This is a genomic window from Mesorhizobium sp. WSM1343 (assembly GCF_055901535.1).
In genome coordinates, this window is the sequence record NZ_CM148370.1 from 1713347 (window position 1) to 1729543 (window position 16197).

17 protein-coding genes are annotated in these 16197 nt (G+C 64.2%); 11 read left to right on the forward strand and 6 right to left on the reverse strand.

What is annotated here, in order from left to right:
• Window positions 1-219 precede the first annotated feature (219 nt).
• The 3 genes from AC0NIL_RS08295 to secA all read right to left on the reverse strand — a co-directional run bounded on the left by AC0NIL_RS08295 (window position 220) and on the right by secA (window position 6132).
• Window positions 220-1500, reverse strand: coding sequence for a GNAT family N-acetyltransferase (locus AC0NIL_RS08295; protein ID WP_013529437.1), 1281 nt, complete (start codon window positions 1498-1500; stop codon window positions 220-222).
• A complete protein-coding gene (locus AC0NIL_RS08300) occupies window positions 1500-2900 on the reverse strand; it encodes a lipopolysaccharide biosynthesis protein (RefSeq protein ID WP_473572622.1) in 1401 nt (466 codons plus the stop codon). Before AC0NIL_RS08300 ends, AC0NIL_RS08295 begins: the two co-directional genes overlap by 1 nt.
• A 499-nt stretch (window positions 2901-3399) precedes the next feature.
• The gene (gene secA / locus AC0NIL_RS08305; protein WP_013529439.1) at window positions 3400-6132 is read right to left on the reverse strand and encodes a preprotein translocase subunit SecA; all 2733 of its coding nucleotides are present in this window, start codon (window positions 6130-6132) and stop codon (window positions 3400-3402) included.
• A gap of 246 nt (window positions 6133-6378) precedes the next feature.
• On the opposite strand from secA, the gene AC0NIL_RS08310 reads away from it, so the two are divergent.
• The gene (locus AC0NIL_RS08310; RefSeq protein ID WP_024503787.1) at window positions 6379-7296 is read left to right on the forward strand and encodes a peptidylprolyl isomerase; all 918 of its coding nucleotides are present in this window, start codon (window positions 6379-6381) and stop codon (window positions 7294-7296) included.
• 70 nt (window positions 7297-7366) lie between these two features.
• Here AC0NIL_RS08310 and AC0NIL_RS08315 read toward each other — a convergent pair whose 3' ends face one another.
• Entirely contained in the window at window positions 7367-7966 is a 600-nt protein-coding gene (locus AC0NIL_RS08315; protein ID WP_013529441.1) for a TetR/AcrR family transcriptional regulator, read from the reverse strand.
• A gap of 458 nt (window positions 7967-8424) precedes the next feature.
• On the opposite strand from AC0NIL_RS08315, the gene argJ reads away from it, so the two are divergent.
• The 5 genes from argJ (at window position 8425) to AC0NIL_RS08340 (ending at window position 11602) form a co-directional block, all read left to right on the forward strand.
• Entirely contained in the window at window positions 8425-9666 is a 1242-nt protein-coding gene (argJ, locus tag AC0NIL_RS08320) for a bifunctional glutamate N-acetyltransferase/amino-acid acetyltransferase ArgJ (protein ID WP_063169075.1), read from the forward strand.
• 29 nt (window positions 9667-9695) lie between these two features.
• On the forward strand, window positions 9696-10448 hold the full coding sequence (locus AC0NIL_RS08325; RefSeq protein WP_013529443.1) for a GNAT family N-acetyltransferase: 753 nt from the start codon (window positions 9696-9698) through the stop codon (window positions 10446-10448).
• Window positions 10441-10863: a (deoxy)nucleoside triphosphate pyrophosphohydrolase gene (locus tag AC0NIL_RS08330; protein WP_024503790.1), complete on the forward strand. Its 423-nt coding sequence runs from the start codon at window positions 10441-10443 to the stop codon at window positions 10861-10863. The genes AC0NIL_RS08325 and AC0NIL_RS08330 overlap by 8 nt, the downstream gene beginning before the upstream one ends.
• 129 nt (window positions 10864-10992) lie before the next feature.
• Window positions 10993-11307, forward strand: a complete 315-nt coding sequence (locus AC0NIL_RS08335; RefSeq protein ID WP_013529445.1) for a hypothetical protein — start codon at window positions 10993-10995, stop codon at window positions 11305-11307.
• A 109-nt stretch (window positions 11308-11416) separates the two neighbouring features.
• Window positions 11417-11602 (forward strand): Flp family type IVb pilin, encoded by a 186-nt coding sequence (locus tag AC0NIL_RS08340; protein ID WP_013529446.1) that lies wholly within the window; start codon window positions 11417-11419, stop codon window positions 11600-11602.
• Between the two features lie 27 nt (window positions 11603-11629).
• Here the strand turns inward: AC0NIL_RS08340 and AC0NIL_RS08345 are convergent, their stop codons facing one another.
• Window positions 11630-12505, reverse strand: coding sequence for a class I SAM-dependent methyltransferase (locus AC0NIL_RS08345; protein WP_473572621.1), 876 nt, complete (start codon window positions 12503-12505; stop codon window positions 11630-11632).
• Window positions 12506-12570: 65 nt separating this feature from the next.
• On the opposite strand from AC0NIL_RS08345, the gene AC0NIL_RS08350 reads away from it, so the two are divergent.
• The 5 genes from AC0NIL_RS08350 to AC0NIL_RS08370 all read left to right on the forward strand — a co-directional run bounded on the left by AC0NIL_RS08350 (window position 12571) and on the right by AC0NIL_RS08370 (window position 15644).
• Window positions 12571-13371, forward strand: a complete 801-nt coding sequence (locus AC0NIL_RS08350) for a ComF family protein (RefSeq protein WP_013529448.1) — start codon at window positions 12571-12573, stop codon at window positions 13369-13371.
• A 27-nt stretch (window positions 13372-13398) separates the two neighbouring features.
• Window positions 13399-13668, forward strand: a complete 270-nt coding sequence (gene grxC, locus AC0NIL_RS08355; protein ID WP_024503792.1) for a glutaredoxin 3 — start codon at window positions 13399-13401, stop codon at window positions 13666-13668.
• A 10-nt stretch (window positions 13669-13678) separates the two neighbouring features.
• Window positions 13679-14545, forward strand: coding sequence for a carbon-nitrogen hydrolase family protein (locus AC0NIL_RS08360; RefSeq protein ID WP_473572620.1), 867 nt, complete (start codon window positions 13679-13681; stop codon window positions 14543-14545).
• Window positions 14542-14967, forward strand: coding sequence for a DUF1178 family protein (locus AC0NIL_RS08365; RefSeq protein ID WP_013529451.1), 426 nt, complete (start codon window positions 14542-14544; stop codon window positions 14965-14967). The genes AC0NIL_RS08360 and AC0NIL_RS08365 overlap by 4 nt, the downstream gene beginning before the upstream one ends.
• A gap of 122 nt (window positions 14968-15089) precedes the next feature.
• On the forward strand, window positions 15090-15644 hold the full coding sequence (locus AC0NIL_RS08370) for a hypothetical protein (RefSeq protein ID WP_473572619.1): 555 nt from the start codon (window positions 15090-15092) through the stop codon (window positions 15642-15644).
• Between the two features lie 6 nt (window positions 15645-15650).
• Here the strand turns inward: AC0NIL_RS08370 and AC0NIL_RS08375 are convergent, their stop codons facing one another.
• Window positions 15651-16136 carry a MarR family winged helix-turn-helix transcriptional regulator gene (locus AC0NIL_RS08375; protein WP_013529453.1) on the reverse strand — a complete coding sequence of 162 codons (486 nt, stop codon included), beginning with the start codon at window positions 16134-16136 and terminating at the stop codon, window positions 15651-15653.
• Window positions 16137-16197: the final 61 nt, after the last annotated feature.

Genomic DNA, 16197 nt, shown 5'->3' on the forward strand with positions numbered 1-16197 from the left:
GGACCGAATCACTAGACTATCGTGCATCAAGGACAAGAATGCGAGTAGATCTTGCCGGGTTTCACCGGAAAATTGCTGCAAAAAATCTCGTTTTTTTGAAGCGGAAGTCGATCTTAGCGCTTGCCTCTTGGGCAATCGAAGTAAAGTCCCGGCCCACCTCTGTGTCAAATATTGCAGCGAAAATGTGCCATCCTTCCAGAACCGCACCCTTGCCTTTTCTCAGCGCCGCCCCAACAAGCTCTTCATGCGGTTGCGCAGCAGGCGGGCCATGTTGCGGGTTTCGCGGTAGAGGTGCAGTTGCGAGGCGGCCTGGCGGGTGAGGCGGTCGGCGTCCGGCGTCAGGCCGATCACCAGCGTGCCCATCGGCTTGCGCTCGGCCCATAGCCGGCTCATCACCGGATGGTCGGGCACGGCGCAGGAATCGGTCATCATGATGTTGGGATCGTCGAGATGCTGCCTGGTCACCTCGATCATCAGCAAGGTGCCCGGCGAATAGCTGGCCAGCGTCTCGTCATAGGCGGTCTTCCAGGTGTAGGCGATGCCGGCTTCGACGAAGACGATCAGGCAGGCGATGGTGCGGCCGTCGAGCGTCAGCGAATGGATGCGGCACATGTCCTGCTCGGCCAGCCGGTGCACGGCCTCGCGGGCGAAGGCGGCGCGGAAACGGTCGATCGCCATGGCGGTGCGTTCGCGGCCCTTCCAGCCGGCCGCCTCCAGCGTCAGGAAGTTCTCGATGGCGTGGCGGATGTCTTCGGGGCCGCGCGCCACGACATGCTCCAGCCTGCCGAGGTCGCCAAGGCGCCGCTTCAGCCGCCGGAACTCGCGATAATGGTGCGAACGCAGCGAGGCCTTCAGATAGTCATCGCCGTCGCGCTCGCTCTCCAGCGCCGGGCGCAGGGTCTGGCCGGTGGTGACCAGCATCAGGCCGCGCGTCTCGGCCACGGTGGCAAACAGGCTCGCCACCGGGCCATCGAGCCGGACATCGGGCAGGACGAACACTTTCGGCAGCTTGAGATGCGGGCGCGACAGCATCGAGAAGAAATCCTCGACGACGCCCACCGGGTCGTCGCGGTCGACCAGCGGCGTGCCGAGCGGACCGAACGGGCTCGACCATGTGCGCATCACCGGCACGCCGAGCGGTACCACCGGCCGTTCCACCGAGAACGGCACCAGAAGGCGCAGCCGGTTGCGGTATTCGTCGCCGTCGCGGATGACCGCCAGCCGCACCTCGCGATCCTCCAGCCGCGGCATGGCGGGCGCAAGGAAACGCGGGTTGAAGAACACGTTGGGCTCGACCGTGCGGGCGCAGAGATAATCCAGTTCCTCGACAAGGTCGAAGCCGGCGGATGCCGGGTAGATGGCGAGCTTGCGCTCGGGCCGGTTGTTGGCGAGAATCTCGATATGGGCGGGGTCGGCGTCACGGGTCAGCCCGGCAAGGCCCGACACCATGGCGCCGGCGGTGCCGCCGCTGGTTTCCTCAAGCAACGGGATGGCAGCCATCACGCGGCTCCTTTCGCAGGCACGAAGATAAGCATGACGATGCCGAGCTTGCGCCACACCGTGAAGGACAGCGCGCCGGCTTCGAAGATCATGGCAAAGGCGGTGGCCATGGCCGCGCCCCACAGGCCGAACATCGGGATCAGCATCACGTTGAGGGCGATGTTGAAGGCCAGCGTCATGGCATAGACGGCGGCGCAGATGTTCTGGTTGCCGCTCATCGTCAGCAGGCTTTCGCAGGGGCCGACGGCGGCGCGCGCCGCGACGCCGAAGACGAGCAGGAACAGCAAGGGATAGCCGCTGCTGAATTCCGGGCCGAACAGCACCAGCATCGGCTCGCCGAGCGCCAGCACCAGCAGCGCCATCAACAGCGAAGGCCAGAACGTCCACGACACCGTCTCGCGGGCAAAGGCGGCGAGCCTTTGCGGGTCGCCATGGGTGAACTGGGCGTAGCGCTGGGCAACGCCGGCCTTGACGGCGAAGTAGACGAAATGCACCAGCGCCAGGGTCTTCACCGTGGCGAAATAGACGGCGACGTCATTGGGGTCCATATAGGCGCCGACCATCAGCACGTCGGCATTGGTCAGCAGGAAGAAGAAGCTCTCGACCAGGAAGATCGGCAGCGAGACGACGAACCATTGCGCAAAATGGACCTTCATCGGCCCGGCCGGGATCTGCCGTTCCATGCGCTGGGTGACACCGATAAGCTGGCCGAGCGTTGTGGCGTAGGTGGCGGCGATCGAAGCAAAGATTGCGGTCCTGGCGTCGGGTGCGTAGCCCGCAAACAGCATCAGCGCCATGAACAGCAGGATCAGCACCGGCCGCACCAGATAGGTCGGCGACAGGGCAAACAGCGCCCAGCTGTTGGCGCGTGCCAGGCCCGACAGAAGGTCGGACATGGCGATCATCGGCAGGCAGATGACGCCGAGGATGAACGGGATCACATAGTAGCTCTCGATCCAGGGTGCCGCCAGCCAGACGCCGAGCGCGCCGAGCCCGGCGATCAGCGTCGATGCGATCAGCACGAACAGACGGCTGGCCAGCACGATGCCGCGCAACTCGTCCATCAAGCCGCGCTCGCGGTATTCGGGAATGTAGCGGATGACGGAGGTGTGGAAGCCCAGGCAGGCGAGATTGCCGACGATGACCATCGTCACCCAGACGAGGACGAAGATGCCATATTCGAACGAGCCCATCCAGCGTGCCATCAGCACCTGGCTGACGAAGGCAATGACGGCGCTGACGATGCGGACCGAGAAGGCGATAACCGACATGCGGCTGGCCTCGCCGCGCTCGTCGGCGGTGAACAGCACGGCATCGATGCGGCCAAGCAACGGCCCCATGCGCAGCGCCCAACGCTGCGGCAAGAACCGCCCGGCAGTCGTGGCCGCGGAAAAGCGCACCCCGATTTCTCTCCGTTTTCCGCTTCTTTTCAGGCGTTGGTGTAGCGGAGACACATTAAGAAACGGTTGGGTGAGAAGTTCCTTCGCCCCGTCCCTATACGAGGAGAACGTGCCGGCAGGCGGATGAGGGGCGGCGCAGGCGTTTGAGGTTGCGCCGCTGTTTCATCATCGCCGAGGCGTGCAGCACGGAGACGTTGCCGATCAGGATAGCACCCAGCTTTATCGATCGTGCCTCAGATGGTGCCTTGGCTGCCAGAGGAAGAGGCCGCGCAGCTGAAGTTCGAGTTCGAGGCGGCTTAGTCGGCGGGACAGCGCCCCCCCTCTGGCCTGCCGGCCATCTCCCCCTCAGGTGGGGAGATGGGCTAATCGCGAACGTCGGCACTCCAGCCCTTCGCTATCGCTCCGGGCGTTCGTCGTTCGAAAAGCCAAGCAATTGGCTTTTCGTCCGTTACGCGGACCACGCCTCACCCCCGTGAACGGGGAGAAGGAAAAGCGCCCCTTACGCGAACGCCCCGTGGCAGTGCTTGTACTTCTTTCCCGATCCGCAGGGGCAGGCTTCGTTGCGGCCGACTTTGCCCCAGGTGGCCTGGTTGTTGGGGTCGCGGTCTTCGGGGGCGACGATTGCGGTTGTCTCCGGGCGGACCAGGAGGGCGGTTTCGCCGCCTTCGAAGTCGTTCTCGCCGGTTGTGCCGTCGATATGGGTGCCGAACATGTCGGGGGCTTCCGGAGGCGGGGCTTCGGCGGCCTGGCGGACCAGTTCGACGCGCATCAGCTGCGCGGTGACGGCCTGGCGCAGATTGCCGAGCATGGCCTGGAACAGCTCGAACGCCTCGCCCTTGTACTCCTGCAGCGGATCGCGCTGGGCGTAGCCGCGGAAGCCGACGACCGAGCGCAGATGGTCGAGATTGACGATGTGCTCGCGCCACAGATGGTCGAGCGTCTGCAGCACCACCGAGCGCTCGACGTAATTCATCACCTCGGGGCCAAAACGCTCGGCGCGCTCCTTGGCGGCGGCTTCGGCGGCCTGCGCGATGCGCTCGCGGATGTCGTCCTCGGCGATGCCCTCTTCCTTGGCCCAGTCCTCGACCGGCAGGTCGAGGTTCAGGAACTCGGCAATCTCGGCCTTCAGCCCGGCAACGTTCCACTGCTCGGCATAGGCATTTTCGGGAATGGCCTTGGCGACGATCTCGTCGATGACGCCTTCGCGCATCTCGGCGATCGTTTCGGAGAGGCCTTCGCCGTCCATCAGTTCGATGCGCTGCTCGAACACCACCTTGCGCTGGTCGTTGGAGACGTCGTCATATTTCAACAGGTTCTTGCGGATGTCGAAGTTGCGCGCCTCGACCTTCTTCTGCGCCTTTTCCAGCGCCTTGTTGATCCACGGATGGATGATCGCCTCGTCTTCCTTGAGGCCGAGCTTCTGCAGCATGCCGTCCATGCGCTCGGAGCCGAAGATGCGCATCAGATCGTCCTGCAGGGACAGGAAGAATTTCGAGCGGCCGGGGTCGCCTTGTCTTCCTGAGCGACCTCTAAGCTGGTTGTCGATGCGGCGCGATTCGTGGCGTTCGGTGGCCAGCACATAGAGGCCGCCGGCGGCCAGCGCCTTTTCCTTCAGCCGCTCAATGTCGGCAATGATTTCCTTTTCCCGCGCCTCGCGTTCGGGGCCGGCCGGCATGTCGCCCAGCTCTTCCTCGATCCGCATCTCGGCATTGCCGCCGAGCTTGATGTCGGTGCCGCGGCCGGCCATGTTGGTGGCGATGGTGATGGCGCCGGGCTTGCCGGCCTGGGCGACGATCGCCGCCTCGCGCTCGTGATGGCGGGCGTTCAGCACTTCGAAATCGGTAAAACCTTCCTTGCGCAGGCGCTCGGCCAGCTGCTCGGATTTTTCGATGGAGGTGGTGCCGACCAGCGTCGGCTGGCCCTTGGCGCTGGCTTCGCGGATCTCCCTGACGATCGCCTTGTATTTCTCCTCGACCGTCCGATAGACCTCGTCGTCCTCGTCGATGCGGATCACCGGCAGATTGGTCGGGATCTCGGTGACTTCGAGGCCGTAGATGTTGCCGAATTCCTCTGCCTCGGTCAGTGCCGTGCCGGTCATGCCGGACAGCTTCTTGTAGAGGCGGAAATAGTTCTGGAAGGTGACGGAGGCGAGCGTCTGGTTCTCCGGCTGGATCGCCACATGCTCCTTGGCTTCGAGCGCCTGGTGCAGGCCTTCCGAATAGCGGCGGCCCGGCATCATGCGGCCGGTGAACTCGTCGATGATGACGATCTCGCCGTTGCGGACGATATAGTCCTTGTCCTTCTGGAACAGCCGGTGCGCCTTCAGCGCGTTGTTGACGTGGTGGACGATGGCGACGTTCTCGACGTCGTAGAGCGACTCGCCCTTGAGCAGGCCGGCGTCGCGCAAAAGGTTCTCGAGCTTCTCGGTGCCTTCCTCGGTGAAGATCGAGGTCTTCTGCTTCTCGTCGATCTCATAATCCTGCGGCTGCAGCTGGATGATGAAGGTGTCGATGGTGTTGTACATTTCCGAACGGTCCTCGAGCGGACCGGAAATGATCAACGGCGTGCGCGCCTCGTCGACCAGGATGGAATCGACTTCGTCGACGATCGCGTAATTGTGACCGCGCTGCACCATCTGGGCGCGCTCGTATTTCATGTTGTCGCGCAGATAGTCGAAGCCGAGCTCGTTGTTGGTGGCGTAGGTGACATCGGCGGCGTAGGCGGCGCTGCGCTCCTCGTCGGACAGGCCGTGGACGATGACGCCGACCGAGAGGCCGAGGAATTTGTAGACGCGGCCCATCCATTCTGAGTCGCGGGTGGCCAGATAGTCGTTGACGGTGACGACGTGGACGCCCTTGCCGGCAAGCGCGTTGAGGTAGACCGGCAGCGTCGCGACCAGGGTCTTGCCCTCGCCAGTGCGCATCTCGGCAATGCCGCCATTGTGCAGCACCATGCCGCCGATCAGCTGGACATCGAAGGGGCGCATGCCGAGCACGCGGCGCGCGGCCTCGCGGGCGGTGGCGAAGGCCGGCACCAACAGGTCGTCGAGCGTGGCGCCGTTGGCGATGTCCTGGCGGAATTTCGCGGTGCGGCCGACCAATTCCTCATCGGAAAGCGCCCGCATCTCGTTTTCCATGGCGTTGATCGCCTCGACACGGGGCCGGGTCGATTTGACCCGACGGTCGTTGGAGGAACCGAAAACCTTACGGGCGAGACCGCCGAGACTGACCATCCAATGGTCCTTTCGATAGAATTCTCAATCTTGAGATGAGCGCCGGGCGGCCCCATCAATTCCACGTGAACGTGGACAAACACAAAAAGCGCCCGGAAAACGGTTCTGGACGCAAAGTCGTTGGACAGATAAGAGGGGGCTCAACTGATGTCAACGCCGCGCTGGCCCTGCTGGCTGCGCCAAATTCCGCCACAATCTGGCCGATCTGGAAGCACCCCTCTTAACAATCCCCACCGGAGTCCCCCTATGTCCCTGTTGTTTCGCCGCGCGTCGCTCGCCAGCCTTGGCTTGGCCGTCGGCCTGTCGGCCCTTTCGCTCTCGCCTGTGATGGCGCAGCAAACCGCTCCCGCTCCAGCGGATGCAGCAGCGCCAGCCGCGGCACCGGTCGATCCCAATAAGGTTATCGCCACGGTCAACGGTCAGCCCCTGACCGAAGCAGATCTGGTGCTTGCCGAAGGGGAATTGTCGCAGCAGTTCGCACAATTGCCGCCCGAGCAGCGCCGTGCCGCCGCCCTTTCGGCTGCCATCGAGATCCGCGTCATGGCCGCCCAGGCGGTCACCACAGGGCTCGACAAGGATCCCGACTTCCAGCGCCGCATGGCCTTCCTGCAGCAGCGCGCGCTGCATGGCGAGATGGTCGAGAAGGGTGTCGTCGACAAGGTCACCGACGCCGAGGTCCGCGCCCGTTACGACCAGGAAATCGCCAACACGCCGCCCACCAACGAGCTGCATGCCCGTCACATCCTCGTGAAGACGAAGGAAGAGGCCGAGGCGATCATCAAGCAGCTCGACGGCGGCGCCGACTTCCAGAAGCTCGCCAACGAGCACACCAGCGATCCGTCAGGCAAGACCAGCGGCGGCGATCTCGGCTGGTTCGGACCTGGCCAGATGGTGCCGGAGTTCGACAAGGCTGCCTCCGCGCTCGAGGTCGGCAAATACACCGAGCAGCCGGTGCAAACGCAGTTCGGCTGGCATGTCATCAAGCTCGAGGACAAGCGCACCAAGCAGCCGCCGGCCTTCGACGACGTCAAGGACCAGGCCAAGCAGGCGGTCATCCGCGACAAGTATTTCGCGCTGGTCAAGTCGCTGCGCGCCGGCGCCAAGGTCGAGATCCCCGACGCCAACCTGAAGAAGGCGGTCGATACGCTGGAAAGCGCCAAGTAAGACTGGCAGCTTTTTGAAAAGGGGCGCGGCAGCCAGGGGTTGCCGCGCCCTTTTTCATTCATTGCCGTCTTTACGAGGCAGGCGCCGCTATGCCTCGCATCACGTAGTTGACGGCCTTGCCGATGGTCGCTTCGTCCTCGTCGAGCCGGTTGGTCAGCAGATGTCTCCAGGCGAAGGAGGCGATCAGGTCGGCGACAACAGCTGAATCGATTTCGGCCGGGATTTCGCCCCTTGCCTTGGCGCGTTCGATGATCTGGGCGGTATGGGACCGTCGGCCCAGTGAGTAGTCGGCAAGGGCCGCGGCCGCGGTCTCGTCCGACTGTGCCTCGGCGATCAGCGACCGGAACACGCTTCCCGACGATGTCTCGCGCCAGTGGGCGAACAGGTTCTTCAGGAAGCCGACGAGATCCTCCTCCAACACCCCGGTATCGGGAACATCGACGCGCTTCTGGCGCTGGTAGACCTCAAGCAGCAACGCCGCCTTGCTCGGCCACCAGCGATAGATGGTGGGTTTGCCGGCGCGGGCCCGCCGCGCCACCGCCTCGATCGAGAAACCGGCATAACCGGCTTCGACCAGCACGGTCTCGGCGGCTTGGAGAATGGCCTCGGCGCTGTCGGGATTGCGCCGCGCACCGATCGATCTGCGCGCCGGATCGGCGTCCTCGGCCATCTCTGTCGTCCTCGCCAAACACTTCGCCGGCAATATAGGTGACCCGACGCTCAAACGAAACGGCGCGTTTTGAAGCTTCTGGAGGCTGGCAAGGTCGGGGCAGGGGTTGGTCGTTTTTCTGGAATCTTACCGGCGTCTCGGTTGGTGAGCCCCCAAAAGCAAAACCCGCCGGAGGCGGGTCACTGGCGCAAATCAGCACCATGGACGAAAATGTAGCATAGCTGCTCTCACCCTGTCAAGAATAAATTCCTACTAACATGAACGCGGCCGGCGCAAACTGGCTGACACCGCCGGACCGGCCGTCGGACGATGTCTACTGCATGGCTTGCGACGTCTCGGAGCCCTGCTCCCAGGGGCGAGTTCGAGCTCCCGGACAAGAGCGACGAAAACGCCCTTGCGCCGGCGCGGTCTATCGGGCAAACCGGCCTTCCCTTGCGATTTTCCCGCCCGAGGCCTCCATGTCCACGACGATTTCGCCGCTTGCGCCGAAGAAATACCCGAAAATGCCAGAAATCGAGGGGGTGCGCATCGCCACCGCCGAGGCAGGGATAAAGTACAAGGGCCGCACCGATCTTTTGACCATGGTCTTCGATGAAGGCACTGCGGTCGCCGGCGTGTTCACGAAATCGAAATGCCCCTCGGCGCCGGTCGATTTCTGCCGGCAGAATCTCGGCGCGGGCAAGGCGCGGGTGCTGGTCGTCAATTCGGGCAACGCCAACGCCTTCACCGGCAAGAAGGGCCGCGAGTCGACCGCACTGACCGGCGAGGCGGCGGCGAAGGCGGCCGGCTGCACGGCAGCGGAGGTTTTCATGGCCTCGACCGGCGTCATCGGCGAGCCGCTCGACACCAGCAAATTCAGCCATCTGCTCGCGGGGCTGGTCAGCAAGGGCAAGCCCGAGCTGTGGACCGAAGCGGCAAAGGCGATCATGACCACGGATACCTATCCGAAAGTGGCGACCGCGACCGTCAAGCTCGGCGACACCGATGTCACCATCAACGGCATTTCCAAGGGCGCCGGCATGATCGCGCCCGACATGGCGACGATGCTCTCCTTCATCGCCACCGACGCGCCGATCGCCGCCCCTGTCCTGCAGGATCTGTTGTCGCGCGGCACGGCCAAGACTTTCAACGCGGTCACCGTTGACAGCGACACCTCGACCAGCGACACGCTGCTGATCTTCGCCACCGGCAAGGCCGCCAGGCGCGGCGCGCCGGAGATAACCGATCCCAAGGATGCCCGTCTCGGCACGTTCCGCCGGGCGCTCGGCAAGGTGCTGAAATCGCTGGCGCTGCAGGTGGTGCGCGACGGCGAAGGCGCCCGCAAGCAGGTCGAAGTCACCGTCACCGGCGCCAAATCGGCGCGCTCGGCCAAGCGCATCGCGCTGTCGATCGCCAATTCGCCGCTGGTCAAGACGGCAGTCGCCGGCGAGGACGCCAATTGGGGCCGCGTCGTCATGGCCGTCGGCAAGGCCGGCGAGCCCGCCGATCGCGACCGGCTGTCGATCTGGTTCGGCGACAACAGGCTGGCGCATGAAGGCGAGCGCGACCCCGGCTATTCCGAGGCGGCGACGTCGGCCTACATGAAGCGCGACGACATCCGCATCCGCGCCGATATCGGCATCGGCCGCGGCAAGGCGACGGTGTGGACCTGCGACCTCACCAAGGAATATGTCGCCATCAATGGCGATTACCGGAGCTGACGGTTTTGAGCTCCAGGCATCCGGCAAGCATGCTGGCGATCGTACGCCGTTACGAGGCGGCCGGCTTTCGCGCCTGGCCGGCGGCCGCCGTCCACTATGACGGCACCTGGGTAGTGCGGCTGACCGCCGGCCATCCGGCCAAGCGGCTGAACTCGGTCAATCCGCTCGATCCCGGCGACATCCAGCACATTGCCGACCGTATCGGCCGGGCCAGCCGCCGTTTCGATGCCTATGGCAGGCCGCTGACATTCCGCATGTCGCCGTTGTCGGGTCCCGATCTTGCCAGTCATCTCGACCGTGAGGGATGGAGCCGGTTCGACGAGTCGCTGGTCATGCGGCTGCCGCTGGCCGATGCGCAACTCGACGCTGCCATGGACCAGATCCCGCTCAAAGACATCAGCCGCTTCATCGGCGCGTCGCTCAAGGTCAGCGGTTCGGATGTTTCGCTGCGCCCCGGCCTGTCGGAGATCATCGGCGCCATCCAGCCCGAAGCCGGGCTGTTCGCGCTCGAAGACGGATCAGAAGCGCTGGCGACGCTGATCTGCGTGCATGACGGCGATCTCGCCGGCCTGTTCGAGGTCGCCACCGACAAGTCGGCACGCAACAGGGGCCACGGCCGCAACCTGATCCTGTCGGCACTGAAATGGGCACGGCTGCGGGGCGCACGGGAAGCCTGGCTGCAAGTCGAGGCCAACAATGTGCCGGCACTGGCGCTCTACCATTCGCTCGGCTTCGAGGAAGTCTATCGCTACCACTACCGCCGGCCGCCGGGTCATGAATGATGTCGTGATTGCCGGCAAGCGCCTGCTGCTGGTCGCCGCCTGCGCGCTTGTCGATGCCGACGGCCGGGTGCTTTTGGCGCAGCGGCCTCAGGGCAAGCAACTTGCCGGGCTGTGGGAATTTCCCGGCGGCAAGGTCGAGCCGGGCGAGACGCCCGAACAATGCATCATTCGCGAACTGCATGAGGAAATCGGCATCGAAACCGACATCCCGTGCCTGGCGCCGCTCACTTTCGCCAGCCATTCCTACGACGATTTCCACCTGCTGATGCCGCTGTTCATCTGCCGCCGCTTTCGCGGTATCGCGCAGCCCAGGGAAGGGCAGGCGCTGAAATGGGTAAGGCCGAAGCAGATGCGCGATTACCCGATGCCGCCGGCCGATGAGCCGCTGATCCCGTTCCTCATCGATCTTCTCTGAGGCTCCCGTCCGGCCGGTTCCTGGCCGAGGCGTTGTATCAGCCAGCATTAATGGAAGATTTATCTCGTCGTGAAAAATTGAAGCATGGCCGTTCGCGGCCGAGCCGTCGATTTGCCGGGGAGCGATAGCATGAGCCTAGACAGGGATTGGGACTCGATCAGGCCCGAGCGCGGCTTTCGCGCCGCCGATGCGGGCATGGGCATATTGCGCATAACGCTTCTGTTCGGTTCGGCCGCGGTGGCGCTGGCGCTGATCGCAACCCCTTTCCTCGACAGCCAGACACGCTCGCTGTCGGCCCGTGACGGTTTCGGCGGGCTCGACATGGCGGCCACAGGCTCGATCGGCCATCGCGAAACCTACACGCTGCGCCGCAGCGTGCTGCAGCCGCAGCCGAGCTCGGTCTGCATCATCAGGTCCAATGGCCGGAGCAGCGGCGACTGCTGACATGGTTAAGAAATTTCGCAAAGGCGGCGGTTTCACCGCCTGTTAAGCCTTTGCCGTTAACCTTTCTTAACAGGTCGGCTGTAAGGTCCCGGACAGAGGGGTTGAGGCCATGAAAGCAGTGCTGCTGGGTTTTCTGAACGACGAGACCGGCGCCACGGCCGTCGAATATGGCGTGATCATCGCCGTGCTGTCGCTGGCCATCGTCGGCGGTATCGGTGAGGTCCGCGACGGGATCATCTGGCTGTTCAGCGACAACAACAGCAAGCTTGCGAACGCCTTCGCACCCACTCCCTGATCCGGCTTTCCCGCGCCTGGGGCAGGATCATTGCCCGTCGGGCGCCTCCAGGATTGTTTTCAGCGAGACCTTGGCCGACCCTGGCTTCAGCGGTTTTTGCTGCGAAGCGTCGGGCGCCCAGCCGGACATCCAGACAATCGAGAAACTTGCCCTGACGCGGCCGTCGGGGTCGGAAAACCGCTCGGCGTAGATTTCCGCCGCACGGGCAAACAGCTTGCGCGAGCCCGGGCGCCGGCTGCGATCGGTGAGCGCATTGGTCTCGCCCATGGCCCGCAGATCCGCGATCAGGTTGAACAGGCTGGCATAGCGCACCGTCACCGTCTCGACGTCGGCGACCGGCAGAGCGAGACCGGCGCGCTGCAGCAGCGCACCGGCATCGCGCACGTCGGTGAACGGGGCGACACGCGGGCTGGCGCCGCCGTAAAGCTCGGTCTCGGCCGCAAGCAGGCTTTCGCGCAACTCGAAAAGCGTACCGGCGCCGGCAAAGGCGCCGAGGAAAAGCCCATCCGGCCGCAACGCACGGCGGATCTGGATCAGTATGCCTGGGATGTCGTTCATGGCCTGCAGCGACAAGAGCGACACCGCCAGATCGAGGCTTTCCGGCTCGAACGGCACGGTTTCAAGCGGTGCGATCAGGCCGGCATCGCCACCGCTCAGGAAAGCCGTATCCGTCTCGACGCGGACAATGTCGGCGACCTTGCCGCTTTCGGCGAGCGTTTCGGCCGCCGCCGGCGTCTGGCAAAACAGCACGGCCGCCTTGCCGAACCGGCGCTCGACGGCGCCCAGCCGTTCGGCAAGGTCCTCGGCCGTGCGGCGCATGAGGAAGTCCGCGCCGTCGACCGGACGGGCAAGCGCGCGCCGCTTGTGCGTCAGCCACAGAGAGGTATCCATTATTGGCTGCAACGGGCAGATCCTTTGTTTGTCCACGCTCCGAGATCGTTGATATAGTGGCGCGCAGGAGCAACCACGTGGCCGATCCGATGCCCAAGATCAAGTCCATCGGGATCACGAACCTGGCCCGGTCGGTTGTCGGCTGGCCGGCGCGGATGCTGTTTCCGCCGGTCTGCGCCGGTTGCCGCCGGCATGTCTCGCAGCCGGGCGTGCTGTGCGGCGCCTGCTGGCCGAAGCTCAGGCTGCTGGAGCGGCCATGGTGCCCTGTCATGGGTACGCCGTTCACCCACCATATGGGCGAAGGCTTTCTGTCGGCCGAGGCGATTGCCGATCCGCCGCCTTTCGAGCGGGCGCGGGCGGCGGTCGCCTATTCCGGCGTTGCGCGCCAGATGGTGCAAGGGTTGAAATACCAGGATCGCACGGATCTGGCACCTTGGATGGCGCGCTGGATGATGCGTGCGGGTGCCGATCTCATCGCCGAGGCGGATGTGGTGGTGCCGGTGCCGCTGCACTGGCGACGGTTTTTCAGGCGGCGCTTCAACCAGTCGGCGGAACTGGCAAGGGCGGTCTCGGCACTTAGCGGATTGCCCTTCGCCCCGTCGGCGGTGCGGCGCGTGAAACTCACCCGCCAGCAGGTTGGGCTGGAGCGCGGCGAACGCGAGGAGAATGTGCGGGCCGCGTTCCGGGTGCCCGCCGAGGCGGAAATCGAGATCGCCGGCCGCAGGGTACTTTTGATCGACGATGTCTACACCACCGGCGCCACGGTGCGTTCCGCCACCAAGGCGCTGAAAAGGGGAGGTGCGGCCGCCGTCGACGTGCTGACCTTTGCGCGTGTGTTGCCGGGGGACTTTCGGGCGGACGAGTCCGCGACTATATAAGTCGGCAACGAACAGCGGAAATTCGTCATGACCGATGTCACGATCTACACCCGCATGATGTGCGGCTATTGCACGGCAGCCAAGCGGCTGCTCGAGCGCAAGGGCGTCGCCTTTACCGAGCACGATGCCTCCTTCTCGCCGGAATTGCGCCAGGAGATGATCTCCCGGGCGCATGGCCGCACGACCTTTCCGCAGATTTTCATCGGCGATACGCATGTCGGCGGCTGTGACGACCTCCACGAGCTGGAGGCCGAAGGCCGGCTGGACAAATTGCTCGCCAACGGCGCGACGAATTGAGGGAATGACGATGGGTGTTTTCAAGGCCGCTGCGATCCAGATGCGTTCGGGCGAGAGCCCCGAGCGCAACGCCGTCGATCTCGAACGGCTGGTGCGTGAAGCAGCCAGCCTGGGTGCCACCTACATCCAGACGCCGGAAATGACCGGGGCGCTGATCCGCGACAAGGAAGCTCGCGCCGCATCGTTCACGTCGGAGGACAAGGACATCATCGTTGCGACCGCGCGCAGGCTGGCCAAGGAGCTCGGCATCTTCCTGCATATCGGCTCGACCGCCATTCTGCGCGCCGACGGCAAGCTCGCCAACCGGGCGCTGCTGTTCGGGCCGGATGGTGCTGCGCTCGCCGCCTACGACAAGATCCACATGTTCGACGTCGATCTCGACAATGGCGAGAGCTGGCGTGAGTCCGCCGCCTATGAACCGGGAACCGAGGCCGTCGTCACCGACATCGAGGGTGCAAAGCTCGGCTTCGCCGTTTGCTACGATCTGCGCTTTCCGCAACTCTTCCGCGCCGAGGCGTTGGCCGGCGCAGACCTGCTTTCCGTACCGGCTGCCTTCACCCGCCAGACGGGCGAGGCGCACTGGCACGTGCTACTCAGGGCGCGCGCCATCGAGAACGGCGCCTATGTCGTCGCCGCCGCGCAAGGCGGCTTGCATGAAGACGGCCGCGAGACTTACGGCCATTCGCTGATCGTCGATCCGTGGGGCCGGATCATTGCGGAAGCCGCGCATGACGAACCGGCGGTGATCGTCGCCGAGATCGACCCGGCGCAGTCGCTTGCCGCGCGCAAGAAGATCCCCAATCTCAGGAATGCGCGGGATTTCGCCGTCAATGCCGGCTCGGGCGAGGCGCCGCGGCTCAGGGGTGCAGCCTCTTGATCCGCTTTGCCCTGATCTGCGAGCACGAGCACGAATTCGAAGGCTGGTTCCGCAGCAACGACGATTTCGACACCCAGAAGAAGCGCGGCTTCGTCGATTGCCCGAGCTGCGGTTCGCACAAGGTGCAGAAAGCACTGATGGCGCCGGCCGTCTCCACGGCGCGCAAGCAGGAAACCATAGCGCTGGCCATGGGCGAGGCGCAGAAGCAGGCTTTGGCGCAGCTGAAGGCGATGGCCGAGAAGGTGCGCGAGAATGCCGATTATGTCGGCGACAAGTTCGCCGAGGAAGCGCGAAAGATCCATTTCGGCGAGAGCGACCCGCGTGGCATCTATGGCGAGGCGACGCTGGACGAAGCCAAGAGCCTGGTCGAGGACGGCGTCGAGTTCATGCCGATCCCGGTGTTTCCCGACGACCGCAACTGAGTTCCGAGGGAGCTTTGCGCGACCCAGAAGCGATTGAGCCGCGACGCAGCATAAGAGCCGTCGTTGGCCGATTGGCCCGCTGGGGCGCCGTCAAGCTTAGCGGTACCCGAACGATCGACGGGTTGCTCATCATCAGCGACAAGGGCACCGACAAGATCGTCGAGGCGCTTCAGCTTATTCGTGATTTTTATCCAGTGCGCTACAGACGGCTGCTTGGTGACGTAAGACAGGTATTTGTCACAACCCTTCCTGCTTCCGTCGCGCAATGGGCAAACTCTTCCAAGGCATGCGAATTGGACGAGCGCCATATCATCAGCGAAGGGACGACGCCGGAATTGGTCGCTTCGATTATCGTCCATGAAGCCACCCACGCGCGGCTTATGCGATGTGGTATCGGCTACGAAGAGGCGCTGCGGGATCGCGTGGAGCAGGTCTGTCTGCGTCGAGAAATAGCCTTTGCGGCCAGATTGCCGACCGGAAAGGGCCGGAGCCAGCAAGCCGAAGCGACACTCGAGGCCATGCCGGACTTTTCCGACAAGGCGATGAGTGAGCGCTATCTCAGCGGTTTGCGGGATGCTCTGCTCTACCTCAACATGCCGACCCGGCTTGTCGACCTCACCGTATCATACCGCCGCTGGAAACACCGGCGCCGGTTCTCGCGGCAGCCTACGAACTGACCCGGCTTAGCTCACGCTCCCGATCAATTTCTCAAGCAGCCGAGAGAGCGTCTCCCGTTCGGCCGGTGTCAGGCCGGAAAGAATCTCATGCTCGTTGGCAACATGGGCGGCAATAGCCTCATCGATCAACGCGAGACCCTTTTCGGTCAGCCGCACGACAATGCCGCGCCGATCGTTGGGGTGCGGCCCGCGCAAGATCAATCCGGACGTTTCGAGCCGGTCGAGCCGGTTGGTCATGGCGCCTGACGTCACCATCGTCGCTTCATAGAGGGCGGTCGGCGTCAGGGCGTAGGGTGATCCAGAGCGGCGCAGCGTTGCCAGCACGTCGAATTCCCCGGACTGCAATCCATAACGGGCAAACAACGGCGCCAGGCGCTCGCGGGCGATCAGCGAGGCGGCCTCGTTCAGCCGCCCGAGCACACCCATCGGCGAGACGTCCAGATCGGGTCGTTCCCGCTTCCATTGCTCGATCGCCCGTGCTGCCCTGTCCAACTGTCTCACCATCATTTATCTTGACGTTAAGAATCTTTCCGTTATCTTACTGCAAGATGCA

What these genes read in the sequence shown, in the direction of transcription:
- secA (WP_013529439.1), bottom strand. Translation starts at nt 6,132, where the DNA reads ATGGTCAGTCTCGGCGGTCTCGCCCGTAAGGTTTTCGGTTCCTCCAAC.
- grxC (WP_024503792.1), top strand. Translation starts at nt 13,399, where the DNA reads ATGACCGATGTCACGATCTACACCCGCATGATGTGCGGCTATTGCACG.
- AC0NIL_RS08335 (WP_013529445.1), top strand. Translation starts at nt 10,993, where the DNA reads ATGAGCCTAGACAGGGATTGGGACTCGATCAGGCCCGAGCGCGGCTTT.
- AC0NIL_RS08360 (WP_473572620.1), top strand. Translation starts at nt 13,679, where the DNA reads ATGGGTGTTTTCAAGGCCGCTGCGATCCAGATGCGTTCGGGCGAGAGC.
- AC0NIL_RS08315 (WP_013529441.1), bottom strand. Translation starts at nt 7,966, where the DNA reads ATGGCCGAGGACGCCGATCCGGCGCGCAGATCGATCGGTGCGCGGCGC.
- AC0NIL_RS08310 (WP_024503787.1), top strand. Translation starts at nt 6,379, where the DNA reads ATGTCCCTGTTGTTTCGCCGCGCGTCGCTCGCCAGCCTTGGCTTGGCC.
- AC0NIL_RS08325 (WP_013529443.1), top strand. Translation starts at nt 9,696, where the DNA reads ATGCTGGCGATCGTACGCCGTTACGAGGCGGCCGGCTTTCGCGCCTGG.
- AC0NIL_RS08295 (WP_013529437.1), bottom strand. Translation starts at nt 1,500, where the DNA reads ATGGCTGCCATCCCGTTGCTTGAGGAAACCAGCGGCGGCACCGCCGGC.
- argJ (WP_063169075.1), top strand. Translation starts at nt 8,425, where the DNA reads ATGTCCACGACGATTTCGCCGCTTGCGCCGAAGAAATACCCGAAAATG.
- AC0NIL_RS08330 (WP_024503790.1), top strand. Translation starts at nt 10,441, where the DNA reads ATGAATGATGTCGTGATTGCCGGCAAGCGCCTGCTGCTGGTCGCCGCC.
- AC0NIL_RS08340 (WP_013529446.1), top strand. Translation starts at nt 11,417, where the DNA reads ATGAAAGCAGTGCTGCTGGGTTTTCTGAACGACGAGACCGGCGCCACG.